Here is a 14,347-nt window from a genome sequence, read left to right on the forward strand (position 1 = left end):
CGAGGTTGGTGATCAGGCCGGTGAGATATCCGCCCGCGAAGCCGGTGCGGCGCCCGCCCTCGCGGGGCGGGCGGGTGGAGACGGTGGTGAGCGCGCAGCCCGCGGGCATGTACGCGATCCCGCCCGATGACCGAATCATCGGGCGGGATCGCGGCTCAGGTGAGGTTCCTGCGCTTCAGTACGGCGAGGCCGGCGGCGGTGAGAACCGCGGTGAGGCCGGTCATGATCGCGGTGGGCGTGGCGGTGAAGGGTTCGCCGGAGACGACCATGGGCAGGTTGGGGTACGGCACGAAGTACTTGGCGATCCAGTAGTCGATGCCGAAGATCGGTCCGAGCACCTCGCCGAAGAGGTTGACGAACAGGAACGCCGCCCACGAGATCGCCGCCGCCCCCTTGGGGAACAGGCCGAAGGCCAGGATGCCGACCCCGGCCATGACCCACGTCGCGGGGATCTGGACGAGAGCGCCCGCGAGCACCTTGCCGGGCGAGCCGGCGACCAGGCCCATGGTCAGCCCTGCGACCAGCAGGATCAACGCGCTGCCCGCCAGCGCGAACAGCAGGTGGCCGGCGGCCCAGCGCAGGCGGTGGACGGGGGCGGACAGCAGGAGCTCGGCTCGGCCGGAGGTCTCCTCGGTGCGCAGCCGCAGCAGTGTCAGCAGCGGGTAGAGGGCCGAGACGTAGCCGAGGCTGAGCACGATCAGCCACAGGTAGGCGTCGGTCATGGTGGCCTCGGGCGAGGCGGTGTAACGGCGGAAGAACTCCTGCACCGCGGCCCCCTGGCGGGCGACCTCCTCGATGGAGGCGGCCAGGGCGCCGAAGACCAGGCCGGCGACCGCGTACCCGATGGTCCAGCCGCCGAGCAGGCCCCGCTGCAGGCGCCAGGCCACGCTCAGCGAGCTGCGCAGCCGTACCGATCCGGCCGGGCCCGGGCGCTCCGGGATCAGGCCGTGGCCGAGGTCGCGCCGTACGCGCAGCCGGCACGCCAGGGCGATCGCGGCGGCGGAGCAGGCCAGGCTCAGCAGCAGCACGGCCAGGTCGTTGGCGCCGTACGGTTTGACCAGGTGTGACCAGCCCTGCGGGGATAGCCACTTGAGCACGGTGAGGCCGCTGCCGTCGGAGACGAAGCGCAGCGTGTAGCTGAGGCCCAGGCCCAGCCCGGCGACCCCGATCGCGGTGCGCGCGGTCTGGGTGAGCTGGGCGGCCAGGGCGCCGATCGCGGCGAAGACCAGGCCGGCTGCCGCGATGGCGGCGCCGAAGGCGAGGGAGCCGGCACCGTCGGCGCCTGCCTTGACCATGGCGGCGGCCGTGATCAGACCGGCCAGTACGGCGGAGCCGCAGGCGACGGCGAGTGCGGCGGTCAGCGGTGCGAGGCGGCCGATGGCGCCGGCGCCGACCAGTTCGCCGCGGCCGGATTCCTCATCGCCCCGGGTGTGCCGGATGACGGTGAGGATCATGATCAGGCCGAGGATGGTGTAGATGGCGTCGGCGTTCTTCCAGACCGCCATGCCGGCGAGCGTGGGCGAGAAGACCTCGCCGGCGAAGGCGGTCAGCGCCCTGTTGGCCGCCATTTCCTGCGCAAAAGACGAAATGTCGGGAATCTCGGCGTAGCGGGTCAGCTGCCCGGCAGCCAGCGTGGCGAGAAGCAGCAGCCAGGCCGGGGCGATGAAGCGCTCGCGGCGCAGAATGAGCTTGGTCAGGATCCAGGCGCCGTTCATCTACTTCACTGCCTCGGACTCGTAGTGGCGAAGGAACAGGTCTTCCAGCGAGGGCGGCTGGCAGGTCAGGTTGCGCACGCCGACCCGGACCAACTCGGCGAGCGCCGCGTCGAGCCGCGTCTGGTCGACCTCGAACTCGATCCGGTTGCCGTCCACCCGCACGTTGTGGAGGTCGGGCATGCGAGCCAGGCCGTTCGGCTCGTGGGCCAGGTCGGCGGTGACCCGGGTGCGCACCAGGCCGCGCAGTTGCGTGAGGGTCCCGGACTCCACCGTCCGCCCCCGGCGGATGATCGTCACCTGGTCACACAGTGCCTCGACCTCGGACAGGATGTGGCTGGACAGCAGGACGGTACGGCCGCGCTGTTTCTCCTCGGCCACGCAGTGCTGGAAGATCGCCTCCATCAGCGGATCGAGCCCGGAGGTCGGCTCGTCGAGGATGAGCAGCTCGGCGTCGGAGGCGAAGGCGGCGATCAGGGCGACCTTCTGCCGATTGCCCTTGGAGTAGGTCCTGGCCCGCTTGCGCGGGTCCAGCTCGAAGCGCTCCAGCAACTCGGCCCGGCGGCTCGCGTTCAGGCCGCCGCGCAGCTTGCCGAGCAGGTCGATCACCTCGCCGCCGGTCAGCGACGGCCACAGGCTCACGTCGCCCGGCACGTACGCCAGCCGCCGGTGCAGCTCCGTCGCCTCGCGCCAGGGATCCCCGCCCAGCAGTGTGGCCGTGCCGGAGTCCGCCCGCAGCAGGCCCAGCAGGGTCCTGATCGTGGTCGACTTGCCGGCTCCGTTCGGCCCCAGGAAGCCGTGCACCTCCCCGGCTCGCACGGTCAGGTCCAGCCCGTCCAGAGCCCGGGCCCGGCCGAAGGACTTGACCAGTCCCGCCACCTCGATGGCCAGCTCCATCGCTTCCACACTCCTCGTCTTGCGTTGTTGTCGCAGGACAAGAAGGTAGAAGCGCGGATCTTGCCGGGGTATCGGGCATGTGCCCTAATTGGCGTCCCTAGAGGGGCAGCCGGGCGAGCTCCGTCCGGGTCGAGATGCCCAGCTTCGGAAATGCGCGGTAGAGGTGGTGCCCGACCGTCTTGGGGCTGAGGAACAGCTGGGCGGCGATCTCCTTGTTCGTCGCGCCGGTCGCGGCCAGCCGTACGACCTGCAGCTCTTGGGGTGTGAGCTGGGCGAGCAGGTCAGGCGCGGCCGGCGCGGAGCTCTCGCCGGCCGCCCTCAGCTCGGCGCGGGTGTGGTCGGCCCACGGGGTCGCGCCGAGACGCTCGAACCGCCCCAGCGCCTCGCGCAGGTGCCCGCGCGCCTCGGTCTTGCGCCGCTCGCGCCGCAGCCACTCGCCGTACAGCAGTTCGGTGCGAGCCCGCTGGAACGGCCGCGCCTCGCCCTCCAGCTCCAGCGCCTTCTCGTAGATCGCTCCGTCGCCGGTCAGCAGCGCGCGGCACCGCAGCACGAGCCCGTCCTCCCACGGGAGCCGTACGGTAGCCGCCCACCGCTCCAGCCGGGCCAGCGGCTCACGGGCGCGCTCCGGGCGGCCCAGCCGTACCGCCGCCTCCACCTGGTCGGGTGCGAAGTGTACGGCGGGCCCCACATGCACGATCGGCCCGCGGGTTGCTGCTTCCAAACGATCCAGCACCGCCTCGTGACGGCCCCGCCCGAGGTCGAGCAGCGCCAGGGCCCACTCGCACCAGGCGGCCATGAGCGCGTTGGCGTGCGCGGGGAAGAGGCGAAGGTTGCGTTCGGCGAGCTCCCTGCAGCGTTCGTCGTCGCCGCTGACGGCGGCCAGGTACGCCAGGAGAGCCTCGGCGTGTGCCACTCGGCTGGGCTGGCCGGTGTCCTCGGCGATCCGCAGCGCCTCGGCGGCCGACCCGGCCGCGTCGCGATACCGAGCCAGGTTGATCTCTGCGGTCGCCAGCGTGCAGAGTACGGCGGGGAGCCGGCCGATCATTCCGCCGCTACGGCATGCCTCCGCCAGCCCCGCCATGATGTCGCGCGTGTCGTCGAAGTCGCCGGTCAACAGGGCCTGGAGCGCCACGTTGAGCTGGAGCGCGGGCGGCCCGGACCGGCCATGGGCGACGTGCTCGCGCAGCAGCGTCACATTCTCGGCAGCCTCGTCCGAATACAGTTTCAGCGCACCGCCGATGGAGTCGACCAGTTTCTGCCTGAGCGGATCGGGCGGCAGTTCGCACAGCAACCGGTAGGTCTCCGCGACACGTCCAGGATCGCCGGCCGACCAGGAGGCCCGCGCCGCGTCGGTCAGCATCGCGGCGGCCGCGTCGGCATCGAGCGGCGCGACCTGCTTGGCCGCCGACACCAGGACCTCGTGCACCGTACGCAAGGAGCCGTGCTCGAACTCCACGCGGCCCCGCACGGCGGCGATCCGGGCCAGCTCGCGCGGGTCCCCGGTGAGCCTGAGCGCCTGTCCGGCCAGATGCCTGGCACGGTCGGGCTGCCCCGCGTCCACCGCGGTCTCGGCGGCCGTCACCAGCCGCCGTACCCGCGCCCCGTCCTCGGGCGTGAGCCGCGCCGCCCGCTCCAGCGCCGCCACGGCGGCGGCGTGACCGGAGCGCTCCCTGGCCCGTACGGCTGCTGCCTCCAACGCCGCGGCGACCTCCTCATCCGGACCCGTCGTCGCCGCCGCCCGGTGCCAGGCGGCACGGTCCGGATCGTCGGCCAGCGCAGCCGCGAGCGCGGCGTGCGCGGCCAGGCGCTCGGTGAACGGCGAGCCCCGGTAAGCGGCCGCCCGGATCAGCGGATGCCGGAAGGCGACCGACTGATCCGAGACCGTGACCAGCCCTTCGCTCTCGGCGGCCACCAGCGCCTCGGCCGCCACCCCGAGCTCCGCCATGCCGCGCAGCGTCGCCGCCAGCGCGCCGCTCTCCTCCGCCGCCGCGACGAGCAACGCCGTACGGGTCGGCGCGGGCAGCTTGCCGATGCGCCGCTGATAGGCGTCCTGCAGCCGGGTGGGCAGCGGCAGCGGCCCCAGGTCGTCCATCTCGGCCCGCGGCAGCTCGCACAGGGCCAGCGGGTTCCCGTCCGCCTGCGCGAGCACGCGATCCCGTACGTGGCCAGGAAGATCGGGAGCGTACTCGGCCAGCAGCTCACGCGAGGCCACCGGATCCAACCGCTTGAGCACCACCTCGGGCACGCCGGGAAGCACGAACCCCTCCCGCGCCGCGAACAGCAGGAACACCCCCTCCGCCGCCAGGCGCCGGGCCACGAACGCCAACGCCTCGGCCGACGGGCGGTCAAGCCACTGGGCATCGTCCACCAGGCACAGCACCGGCCCTTCCGCGGCCACCTCCGCCAGCAGCGACAGCGTGGCCAGCCCCACCAGGAACCGGTTGTCGCCACCCGGCGCGGTCAACCCGAACGCCGTACGCAACGCCTCAGACTGAACCGCGGGCAGCGCGGGCAGACACCGCATCGCGCCTGACAGCAACATCTGCAGCGCCGCGAACGGCAACTCCGCTTCGCTCTCCACGCCGGTGCAGGTCAACACCTGGAAACCCGGGGTGGCGCCGGCCCATCGCAGAAGCGCGGACTTCCCCCCGCCCGGCTCTCCCAAGACGATCGCGGCCCCACCCCGCCCTGCCGCGGCATCGGCAAGCAACCGCCCAAGCTCCGCCGTCTCCCGGTCCCGCCCGTACAACATCAGGTCCTCCACGGTCACTAGGGATGCCGGGGAGAATCGTGCCATCGTCCAGCGGAACCATGACCCCCGCCCCTCCCAGCGCCCGCATTTCGCGCGCGGATGTGGGGGCGGGAACCCGTGTCCCGCCGCGGTCCCCGTCCCGGACTGACCCTCGACCGGATCGCCGATGCCGCGATCGAGATCGCGGACGCCGAAGGCTCCTGAACGGTATCGAGGCCCTCATCGCCCGACGCGAGAAAGGGCTGAATGGTGATCGAGGTCAAGCGCGCCGCCGACTTGGGCGAGAGTCACCGCAGGGCGATCGCCGGGATCTTCGTCGACGCCTTCGAACAGGCGGTCGCCGCCGTCCCTCACGTCCTGCAGGCTCAACGGCTCTTCGGCGACCCCGACCTGCTGCGCGTCATCACCCGCGACCTGCCCGCCTTCCAGCAGCTCGACGACGACCGTCTGGCCACCCTCCCCGGCGTCCAGCGCCTCAGCTCCACCCTCGTCATGAAGAGCGACGTCGACAACCGGCGAGCGCGTCCCCGCACAAGATGATCCCCCAAAACAATCAGGACAAGACGGGAGAGTTAGGAACACTGTCGGGCGAAATACGCATAAGCTTCCCTCCCGTTACGGCGAACGGAGGAAGGACCGATCCCGCTCTGCGCTTCATGGCCGCCGCCAGACTGCTCCTGCTGCAGGCAGCACGGCCGGGGGAGCAGCGTGCGTGACACGCTTCCACCGGAGCAATCAAGGAGAGCCATGGCAGACGACATGAACCCACGCGCGAGCGAGCTGGAGGTCGTGGCGTGAGGATTTCGCAGCGTGCGCGGGCTGTCGCCCCGTTCTTCGCCATGGAGTTCGGCAAGCACGCCGCGATGCTGGAGTCCCAGGGACACCACGTCGTCAAGCTCAGCATCGGTGAGCCGGACTTCGGCGCGCCCCCGGCCGTCCTGAACGCGCTGCGCGAGGTCATGGACGGAAGGCCGATGCCGTACACGGCGGCACTCGGGCTGCCCGAGTTGAGGCAGGCGATCGCGCGGTTCTATCGGAACGAGCACGGCGTCGAGGTCGACCCTTCCCGGGTCATCGTGACCGCGGGAGCCTCGGCCGCCCTGGTGCTGGCCACCGCCGCACTCGTCAACCCGGGCGACGAGGTGCTCATCGGAGACCCGTCATATCCCTGCAACCGGCAGATCGTCGAAAGCTTCGGCGCCCACGTCACGCTCATCCCCGCCACCGCCGAGACCCGCTTTCAACTGGACGCGGCCTCGGTGAAGCAGAGCTGGACGGACAGGACTCGCGGGGTCATGATCGCTACCCCGTCGAACCCGACCGGCACCTCGGCCCCGGCCGACGAACTCGCGGCGATCAGCGAACTCGCACGCGAGCGGGACGCATGGCGCATCGTCGACGAGATCTACCTCAACCTGAGCGACCACGACGACCAGGGCCGCCCACCTCGCAGCGTGCTGTCGTTCGACCCCGACGCCATCGTCATCAACAGCTTCTCCAAGTACTTCGGCATGACCGGTTGGAGACTCGGCTGGTGCGTCGTTCCGGAGATCCTCGTTCCCGCGATGGAGCGCCTGGCCCAGAACTACTTCCTCTGCGCGTCCGCCCCCGCGCAGCATGCCGCTCTGGCCTGCTTCTCCGCTGAGTCCCTCGCGGTCTGTGAGGCCCGCCGCGCCGAGCTGGCCGAGCGGCGCGCACTCGTCCTTGAGGGCCTGGCGCGGATCGGACTGCCGGTCCCCGTCCCGCCCGACGGCGCGTTCTACGTGTACTTCGACGTCAGCCGCACCGGGCTCACCTCCTGGCAGTTCTGCGAGCGAGCGCTGCAGGAGGCGCACGTCGCCCTCACCCCGGGCAGAGACTTCGGCGTCCACACCGCCGAGACACACGTCCGACTCTCGTACGCGGCGTCAACGGATGAACTTCGCGAAGGGATCGACCGGCTTGGGAGGTTCATGGCCACCCTTCGATGAGCGCAGAGTGGCGAGCCGCGCCCGGCCGGAGGCTGCCGGTTCTGTGCAGACGAAGAGCTGCCCGCACGGCTCGGCCCGTGTGCGCCTGTGTCGGGTTCAGTTGTCGTCGGCCGAGGTGAAGGCTGCGGCGTGGTCGCGGACGAAGTCGGCGATGTCGCGCGGAGGGCGGCCGAGAAGGCCGGCGACCGTATCGGTGGTGAAGTCCCCCCAGCCGGAGACATACGCCTGCGCGTACTCCTCGAGCATGTCGGCGATCCATTGCGGAACGCCGTAGCCGAGCAGTGTCTTGCGCTTGGCGTCGTCGCTGACCGGCAGGTACGTGACGGACCTGCCGAGAGCCAGACTCAATTGGCCGGCGACCTCGTCGAACGTCAGCGAGCGCGGGCCGGTGAGAGTGTACGTCTGGCCGTGGTGGCGGTCCGGGTCGTCGAGGAGCACCCGGGCAGCGCACTCGGCGATGTCGCGTACGTCGATCATGCCGAGCCGCGCCGAGCCCATGTTCAGCGAGAACGTACCGGTGGCGGAGATGTCGCCCGACTCGTTCAGCAGGTTCTGCATGAACCAGTGTGGACGCAGGATCGTCCAGCGCATGCCGCACCGTTCGGTCTCCCGGTCGGACAGCGCGTGCAGCCTGCCGCTGCGGTTCGGCGCGTCGTGTTCCGCGCCGACGACGGACAGGCGAACGATGCGCTCCACGCCGGCTTGGCGTGCGGCCCACACGGCGTTCATGTTGTTCTCCGCCGCGCGCGGGCCGTTCGGGGTGAGCAGCCACACGTCGTGCACGCCCTCGAAGGCGGGCGGCAGCGACCGGGCGTCATCGAGGTCACCGACGAAGACCTCGGCGCCGTGCCGGCGCGGGCCGTCCGCTTTGGACTCTTCGCGGACGAGCGCACGAAGGTCCACAACGGTCCCTCGCAGCGCATTCATCAGTGCGGTGGACACGGTTCCGGTGGCTCCGGTGATCAGTACGGTGCGCGACATGCTCATTCTCCTTTGGCGGTGACGGGAACACGGACAAGATTGCGAACGAGGCCGGGCGGCAACTGCGCGGCGGCGATGGCGGTCAGCGCGAGCACGAACCCGACACCCTGCCACTGCGTCAGGGATTCGCCGAGGAACAGCCAGCCCAGGATCGTGGCGACGATGGGGGAGAGCAGGGCGAGGAACGACACGGCGACCACAGGCAGCTTGCCGATGCCCTGGAACCAGACCAGGTAGGAAAGCAGGGCGCCGACCACGGACAGCCACGTGTAGCCGCCGATCGCACGAAGATCCAGTCCGGGCGGGAGTCCCTCGAACGCGAGCGCGAGCGGGAGGAGCACGAGACCGCCCGCGGTGAGCTGCCAGCCGGCGATGGTCGCTGCGCCGGCGCCCTCCGGACGTCCCCAGCGTTTGGTCAGGACGATCCCGCCGGCCATCACGCCGGCAGCCGCGATGCCGGCCAGGATGCCGAGCAGGTCGAACGTGAGCCGCCCGCGCAGGACGATCAACCCGACGCCCACCACGCCGACCAGGCCCCAGCCCAGCCGCCAGCGTGTGGGCCTCTCGTTGAGCAGCAGGAACGCCAGGCCGACGACGATCAACGGCTGGACGGCGGTGAGGGTCGCCGCGATGCCACCCGGCAAGCGGTAGGCGGCGACGAACAGCAGCGCGAAGAGTGCGCCGATGTTGAGGGTGCCGAGCAGCAACGAGCGCCACAGCCATTTGCCGTGCGGCACCTTGCGCGTGATGGCGAGCAGGATCAGCCCCGCCGGCAGCGCGCGGATCACGCCGGACACCAACGGGTGACCGGACGGGAGGAACTCGGTGGTGACCAGGTACGTGGTGCCCCAACTGGCCGGCGCGAGCGCGGTGAGCGCGGTACGCGACAGTATGTTCATGAAGACCTCTCAACGTTGAAATGTTCAACGCTGCAGACGGTACGACAAGTGGTACCTTAACGTCAAACAGTTCAACGCTGAGGAGTTCTTATGGTGCGAGATGCCGTCGACCTCATCGTGGAGCAGTGGGCTCACGCCCGCCCGGACCTCGATGCGTCCCCCATGGGGGTTCTCGGCCGCCTCTCCCGGGTGACCCGGATCGCCGAGCGCGAGCTCAAAGCGCTCTTCAGCGAGTTCGGGCTGGAACGGGGCGAGTTCGACGTTCTCGCCACCCTCCGGCGCGCCGGCTCACCCGACGGCATGACCGCAGGCATGCTGGCCCACCACTCGATGGTGACCTCGGGCGCCGTCACCAACCGGCTCGACCGGCTCGTCGCCAAGGGCTACGTCACGCGCGACGTCGACCCCGCCAACCGGCGTACCGTCGTCGTCGCCCTCACGCCCGCCGGCCGCGAGCTCATCGACCGCGCCGTCGCGGCTCACCTCGAGAACGAACGACGCATCCTCGCCGGGCTCGACCGGCACCAGCAGGACGACCTCGCCGCAACCCTGCGCACCCTGCTGCTCAGCCTCGGCGACGAGGCGAGCGACGACAGCGCAGCTGACGACGCCTGAGCCTCCGGAGTCCTTCGCCGTACCCGAGCAGTGGTGATCACGAGCAGCACCGCGTCGCGACCTTCTGCCCGGGCGAAATCGTGGCCGCGCTGATCGAGGGCGTCACCTCGCGACGGCAACTGGGCAACCCTCTGCGTACCTAGTTCGGTAACGGGGAACGTCCGCAGGTTTGATCGTCCCCGTGACCACCGGCGAGCACGCCGAGCGGTTCACAGGGCGTCTTGTTCCCGTCCGGCTCTGCTGACGCCGGCGGCCCGCCCGTCCCGGAAGGAGGGCGGGCCGCGGGCACTGATCAGCCGAAGCGCAGCGGTAGCGCGTCCGGGCCCTGGATTCCGATGGGGCCTTGCCAGGTGATCGTGCCCACAACGGAGGGCGGGCCCAGCCGTGCGGCGAGAATGGGGAGCGCCTCACCGATCTCGACGCGGGCGAGAGCCGAGCCCAGGCAGTGGTGCGGGCCCGCGCCGAACTGCAGCGGGGGATTGTCCCTGACGGCCGTGATGTCGAATTGATCGGCGTTCTTGTACGCACGCGGGTCGCGCTGGGCGACGTTCACGCACATCACGAGGAACGTGCCGCGCTCGATGTGCAGTCCCTCGTAGTCGAAGTCCTCGGCGGCGAACCGGTAGATGGTGCCCGCCGAGGGAAGCCAGCGCATCACCTCTTCGACGGCTTGTGCCGCCAGCTCCGGCCGCTGCCCCAGCAGGGTCCACTGGTCGGGGTGCTCGGAGAAGGCGACCATGGCGTTGGCGAGCTGGTACCGGGTGTTGTCCTGGGCGCCGAACACGAGCGTGACCAGGAGGTTGCGCAGCTCGTCCTTGCTGACGCGGCCGTCGTCGGCGTGGTAGGCCGCGACCAGGGCGGAGCTGAGGTCGTCGGTGGGCCTGGCCGACTTCTCCTCGATGAGGAAGTCGGCGTAGCCGTTCAGGCCGCGTACCGCGGCTTCCACCCTGGCGACGACATCGCCCCCGGCTGCGAGGCTGAAGATCAGGCCGATGTCTCTGGTCCAGGTGCCGAAGACGTCGTAGTCCTCGGGCGGTACGCCGAGCAACCGGCACATGACCGCCAGCGGCAGCCGGGCGGCGAAGCCCTCGACGAACTCGCACGCCTTGTCCGACGCCAGGCCCTCGGCCAGTTGCTCGACCTGCGCCCGGATGAACGGGCGCAAATTCTCCACCGTGCGTGCGGTGAACGCCTTGCTCATCAGACGGCGCAGGCGGCGGTGATCCTCTCCGTCGTGGTTGACGATCATCGGTACGAACCACTCATAAATCGGACCGTCGAAGATCCCGTTCGTCTCCAGGTACCGCTTGCCGTTGTGGTCGAGCCTCCGGTCGCGTAAGAGGTTGTTGGCGTGCTCATATCGCAGCACGAGCAGGCCCAAGGGGCTTGTCGCGTACCAGCTTTCCGCTTGGGCCGCGAAGACCTCGGGCGCGCCGAAGTCGAAGGCCGGATCCAGGACATCGAGGAATGGCACGTTCTGGGGAGTGGGTTCCTGGCCCACGGATGTCGACATGTCATCCTCCTGTTGAGATGGGCGTACCGTCCACACTCTCCCGGCATCGCAGCGAAAAGAAGTAACGCGCTACGCATTCTTTTGAGTCATGGCCATCCGTGACCGCTCGGGCCACGGCTGGGGTGCGGGAGGACTCGGTAGTGTGATCTGTCGCATCCGCCCTGGGAGGTCCTCTGGACGCGGTGCAGGTCATGACGTTCATGGCGTACGGGATGCTGCTCGACAGCAGCGCCGCGCTGGAGCTTGCGGAACTCGACGTCGTCACCGCGGCGCCCCAGGAACATGAACGACATGTGCTCGAGCGGGGGATCAAGCCTTGATCGCGGTGCCCTGAGCGGAGACGAGGCGCCAGGCGCCGTGGGCGTCGGCGGCGTAAACGTGGGTGTAGCGGCTTCCGGCGCTGAACGTGGCGCCGTCGGGGTTGGTGAAGTTCATGCCGGTACGCCCGACGACGATGCCCACTGTGCCGATGACCCGGACGATCGCCTCGTCCGGGAACGAGTTGATCCGCGGGAACCGGAGGGAGCCGGAGGCCACCAGGTCGAGCAGGATCCTCCTGTCGGCGACGGCCCCGTCCTCGACCCCGACCAGGACGAAGTCGTCCGCCAGCAGTTCCTCCAGAACGGCGAGATCGCTTGCCACCAGGGCGTCGAAGAAGCTCTGGTCGTGCTTGAGGAGGGTGACCCGGTCCAAACTGCTCATGTTGCGACGGTAGACGTTGACGTCGGTGACAAGGTCAAGTCACACCCATCCCACAGCAACGACGGACATCGTCGAAAGCTCCGATGCAGCCCCTGCGGCAGTTGCCGAGCGCTGGGTTCAGTCCGGAAGGAGGGTGCGCAGGGCGAGGTCGGCGATCTCGCGGAGTTCCTCGTGCGGGCGGCCCGCGGCCGCTTGGACTGCGATGCCGTCGGTGATCGTGTGGACGAGCCGGGCGAGGGTGGCCGGGTCGTGGCCGGCGGGCAGGTCGGGAGCCTGCTCAAAGCGCCGCCGCAGAGCCGCCTCCCCAGCCATGCGGCAGGCCAGGGCCAGTTCGCGGACGGAGGCGGCATCGGGGCCGCACGCGTGGACGGTGCTCACACTCAAGCAGCCCTGGGGCGTGTGCGCGCCGGCGGTCAGCTCGACAGCCCCATGGATGAGGCGCTCGATGACCTCCCGGACGGTGGTGGCCTCCAGTGCGTCGCCCGCGAACGCCCCCGGACCCGTGACATAGCGGTCGAGGGCCTTGGCGAACAGCTGCTCCTTGTTGCCGAACACCGCGTAGAGGCTCGGCTTGTTGATGCCCATCACCGCGGTCAGGTCCGACAGGGAGGTGCCCTCGTAGCCCTGCCGCCAGAACAGCTCAAGGGCGCGGTCGAGCGCGACGCCGGGATCGAAGGCACGGGGGCGTCCTCCGGGCATGCCGTTCCTCCTCACAGTTTTATACCTATCGGTACGTTACCTCTTGATTCCGTGAACCCGCCTGCCCTATTTTCATACCGTGCGGTACATAACTAGAGGGGTCGGTGACGTGATCAGGACCGGAGTGGTGGGAGCAAGCGGGTGGGCCAGGCATTCCCATCTGCCCGCTTTGACGGCGCTGGCCGAGTACGAGGTCACCGCGGTGGCGACGACACGCCAGGAGAGCGCGGAGCGAGTGGCGGCCGATTACGGCGTGCCGCTGGCGTTCGCCGATCCGGGCCTGCTCATCGCCCACGACCAGGTGGACCTCGTCGTGGTGTCGGTGAAGGCACCCGAGCATGCCAAGCTGATCAGGGCCGCCCTGGAGGCGGGCAAGCACGTACTGTCCGAGTGGCCGTTGACCGTGGACCCCGCCGAGGCGGCCGAACTGGCCGATCTCGCCTCGGCCGCCCGAGTGGTGCACGCCGTGTGCCTGCAGGGCTGCCACTCGCCGGACGTGCGGTTCGTCGCCGACCTGGTCGCCGACGGCAGGATCGGCCGCCTGGAGTCAGCGATCATGGTGGCCTCCGGCGGCCCGCTCGGCGGCGCGACCATCGCTTCCGAACTCGCATGGAGCACTGAACCCGCGGGCGGCACATCGGTGCTGACGATCATGGCGGGGCATTTCCTGCCGACGCTGGAGCAGATGGCGGGCCGGCTGGTGGAGGTCACGGCACGACTTCCCCGCCTCCACGACCAGGTCGCCGTCGCCGGAACCGGGCAGACCGTCGCCAACCGGGTGCCCAGCCAGGTGCTGCTCCATGGGCTCCTCGACAGCGGCGCCACCACCTCGGTCGTGGTGCACGGGGGCAGCCAAACCCCCGACGGGTTCTTCGTCAAGCTCGTGGGCTCCGAGGACACGCTGACCGTCACGCAACCCCGACCGGGCGCCTACATGCACTGGACCGACTGGGACATCCGATCCGGCAGCGGCGAGCGCGTGGCCGTCCCCGACGCGTACCGGACCGTCCCCTTCGACCCGGCGGCCGGACCGGTGGCCAACGTGGCGGCGCTCTACCAGCAGTTCGCCCGGGCACTCGCCGAGGGGCGCCCCGCCTACCCGGACTTCCACGCCGCCGCGCGTCATCACCGGGTACTCGCGGCGATCGAACGCACCGCGGCCAGTGGCGGCACGGAGCAGATCTCATGATCGGCCCCGCTCGGCGCGGCGCTTGGGCTCGCGAGGATGGTGCGGCCGCCCGGCTCGACCCACCGATGCGCGATCGGCAGGTATGTGACTGAGCGCGGCTTCGGGTCGTTGGTCGCGGCGTCGAAGCCGAAGACCGCGCCGTCGAGGCTGACGCCCTTCTCGTCGCCTTCCCACAGCAGCGCCGCAGCACGTCGATGGCCTCGTCGGTACGTCGTCCGCGTGCGCTGAAGTCGACTCCCGTCGCTTCGGCTTCGCCGGGCAGCGCGCCCAACCCCACGGTGAGCAGCCGCATCCGTCCCTTGGACCGACTGCTTCCGCACGACGCGCGTGCCAGTGGCGCTTGACCTTGACGCCGGTGTCAAGGGATAACCTCGCTGGCTGACACGAATGCGAGACCGGCGATGGATCCTGGAACAAG

General features: G+C 70.1%; 13 protein-coding genes. 5 read left to right on the forward strand and 8 right to left on the reverse strand.

Annotation, left to right across the window (positions count from 1 at the left end; translation table 11 throughout):
• Window positions 1-155: 155 nt before the first annotated feature.
• From ACIBVN_RS36190 to ACIBVN_RS36200, 3 genes are all read right to left on the reverse strand, one after another.
• Window positions 156-1,715: an ABC transporter permease gene (locus ACIBVN_RS36190; RefSeq protein ID WP_397144300.1), complete on the reverse strand. Its 1,560-nt coding sequence runs from the start codon at window positions 1,713-1,715 to the stop codon at window positions 156-158.
• On the reverse strand, window positions 1,716-2,609 hold the full coding sequence (locus ACIBVN_RS36195; protein ID WP_397144302.1) for an ATP-binding cassette domain-containing protein: 894 nt from the start codon (window positions 2,607-2,609) through the stop codon (window positions 1,716-1,718).
• A 97-nt stretch (window positions 2,610-2,706) separates the two neighbouring features.
• On the reverse strand, window positions 2,707-5,406 hold the full coding sequence (locus ACIBVN_RS36200; RefSeq protein WP_397144304.1) for a LuxR C-terminal-related transcriptional regulator: 2,700 nt from the start codon (window positions 5,404-5,406) through the stop codon (window positions 2,707-2,709).
• Between the two features lie 201 nt (window positions 5,407-5,607).
• Here ACIBVN_RS36200 and ACIBVN_RS36205 point away from each other — a divergent pair, with 201 nt between their 5' ends.
• Together ACIBVN_RS36205 and ACIBVN_RS36210 are read left to right on the forward strand one after the other, a co-directional pair.
• A complete protein-coding gene (locus ACIBVN_RS36205; RefSeq protein WP_397144306.1) occupies window positions 5,608-5,901 on the forward strand; it encodes an Lrp/AsnC ligand binding domain-containing protein in 294 nt (97 codons plus the stop codon).
• A gap of 254 nt (window positions 5,902-6,155) precedes the next feature.
• Window positions 6,156-7,331 carry a pyridoxal phosphate-dependent aminotransferase gene (locus tag ACIBVN_RS36210; RefSeq protein ID WP_397144308.1) on the forward strand — a complete coding sequence of 392 codons (1,176 nt, stop codon included), beginning with the start codon at window positions 6,156-6,158 and terminating at the stop codon, window positions 7,329-7,331.
• Window positions 7,332-7,427: 96 nt separating this feature from the next.
• Here the strand turns inward: ACIBVN_RS36210 and ACIBVN_RS36215 are convergent, their stop codons facing one another.
• Window positions 7,428-8,312 carry an SDR family oxidoreductase gene (locus tag ACIBVN_RS36215; RefSeq protein ID WP_397144310.1) on the reverse strand — a complete coding sequence of 295 codons (885 nt, stop codon included), beginning with the start codon at window positions 8,310-8,312 and terminating at the stop codon, window positions 7,428-7,430.
• Between the two features lie 2 nt (window positions 8,313-8,314).
• Entirely contained in the window at window positions 8,315-9,211 is an 897-nt protein-coding gene (locus ACIBVN_RS36220; RefSeq protein ID WP_397144312.1) for an EamA family transporter, read from the reverse strand.
• A gap of 90 nt (window positions 9,212-9,301) precedes the next feature.
• On the opposite strand from ACIBVN_RS36220, the gene ACIBVN_RS36225 reads away from it, so the two are divergent.
• On the forward strand, window positions 9,302-9,826 hold the full coding sequence (locus tag ACIBVN_RS36225; protein WP_397144314.1) for a MarR family winged helix-turn-helix transcriptional regulator: 525 nt from the start codon (window positions 9,302-9,304) through the stop codon (window positions 9,824-9,826).
• Between the two features lie 292 nt (window positions 9,827-10,118).
• Here ACIBVN_RS36225 and ACIBVN_RS36230 read toward each other — a convergent pair whose 3' ends face one another.
• Window positions 10,119-11,339, reverse strand: coding sequence for a cytochrome P450 (locus tag ACIBVN_RS36230; RefSeq protein WP_397144316.1), 1,221 nt, complete (start codon window positions 11,337-11,339; stop codon window positions 10,119-10,121).
• Window positions 11,340-11,530: 191 nt separating this feature from the next.
• On the opposite strand from ACIBVN_RS36230, the gene ACIBVN_RS36235 reads away from it, so the two are divergent.
• Window positions 11,531-11,659 (forward strand): hypothetical protein, encoded by a 129-nt coding sequence (locus ACIBVN_RS36235; protein WP_397144318.1) that lies wholly within the window; start codon window positions 11,531-11,533, stop codon window positions 11,657-11,659.
• On the opposite strand, the gene ACIBVN_RS36240 is transcribed toward ACIBVN_RS36235, so the two are convergent.
• Window positions 11,649-12,041, reverse strand: a complete 393-nt coding sequence (locus tag ACIBVN_RS36240) for a nuclear transport factor 2 family protein (RefSeq protein ID WP_397144320.1) — start codon at window positions 12,039-12,041, stop codon at window positions 11,649-11,651. The genes ACIBVN_RS36235 and ACIBVN_RS36240 overlap by 11 nt on opposite strands.
• Before the next feature lie 117 nt (window positions 12,042-12,158).
• A complete protein-coding gene (locus ACIBVN_RS36245) occupies window positions 12,159-12,740 on the reverse strand; it encodes a TetR/AcrR family transcriptional regulator (RefSeq protein WP_397144322.1) in 582 nt (193 codons plus the stop codon).
• 109 nt (window positions 12,741-12,849) lie between these two features.
• Between ACIBVN_RS36245 and ACIBVN_RS36250 the strand changes: the two genes are divergently transcribed.
• On the forward strand, window positions 12,850-13,929 hold the full coding sequence (locus tag ACIBVN_RS36250; RefSeq protein ID WP_397144324.1) for a Gfo/Idh/MocA family protein: 1,080 nt from the start codon (window positions 12,850-12,852) through the stop codon (window positions 13,927-13,929).
• The last annotated feature ends 418 nt before the right edge of the window (window positions 13,930-14,347 follow it).

The organism is Nonomuraea sp. NPDC049400 (assembly GCF_044466425.1).
Classification (GTDB): Bacteria; Actinomycetota; Actinomycetes; order Streptosporangiales; family Streptosporangiaceae; genus Nonomuraea.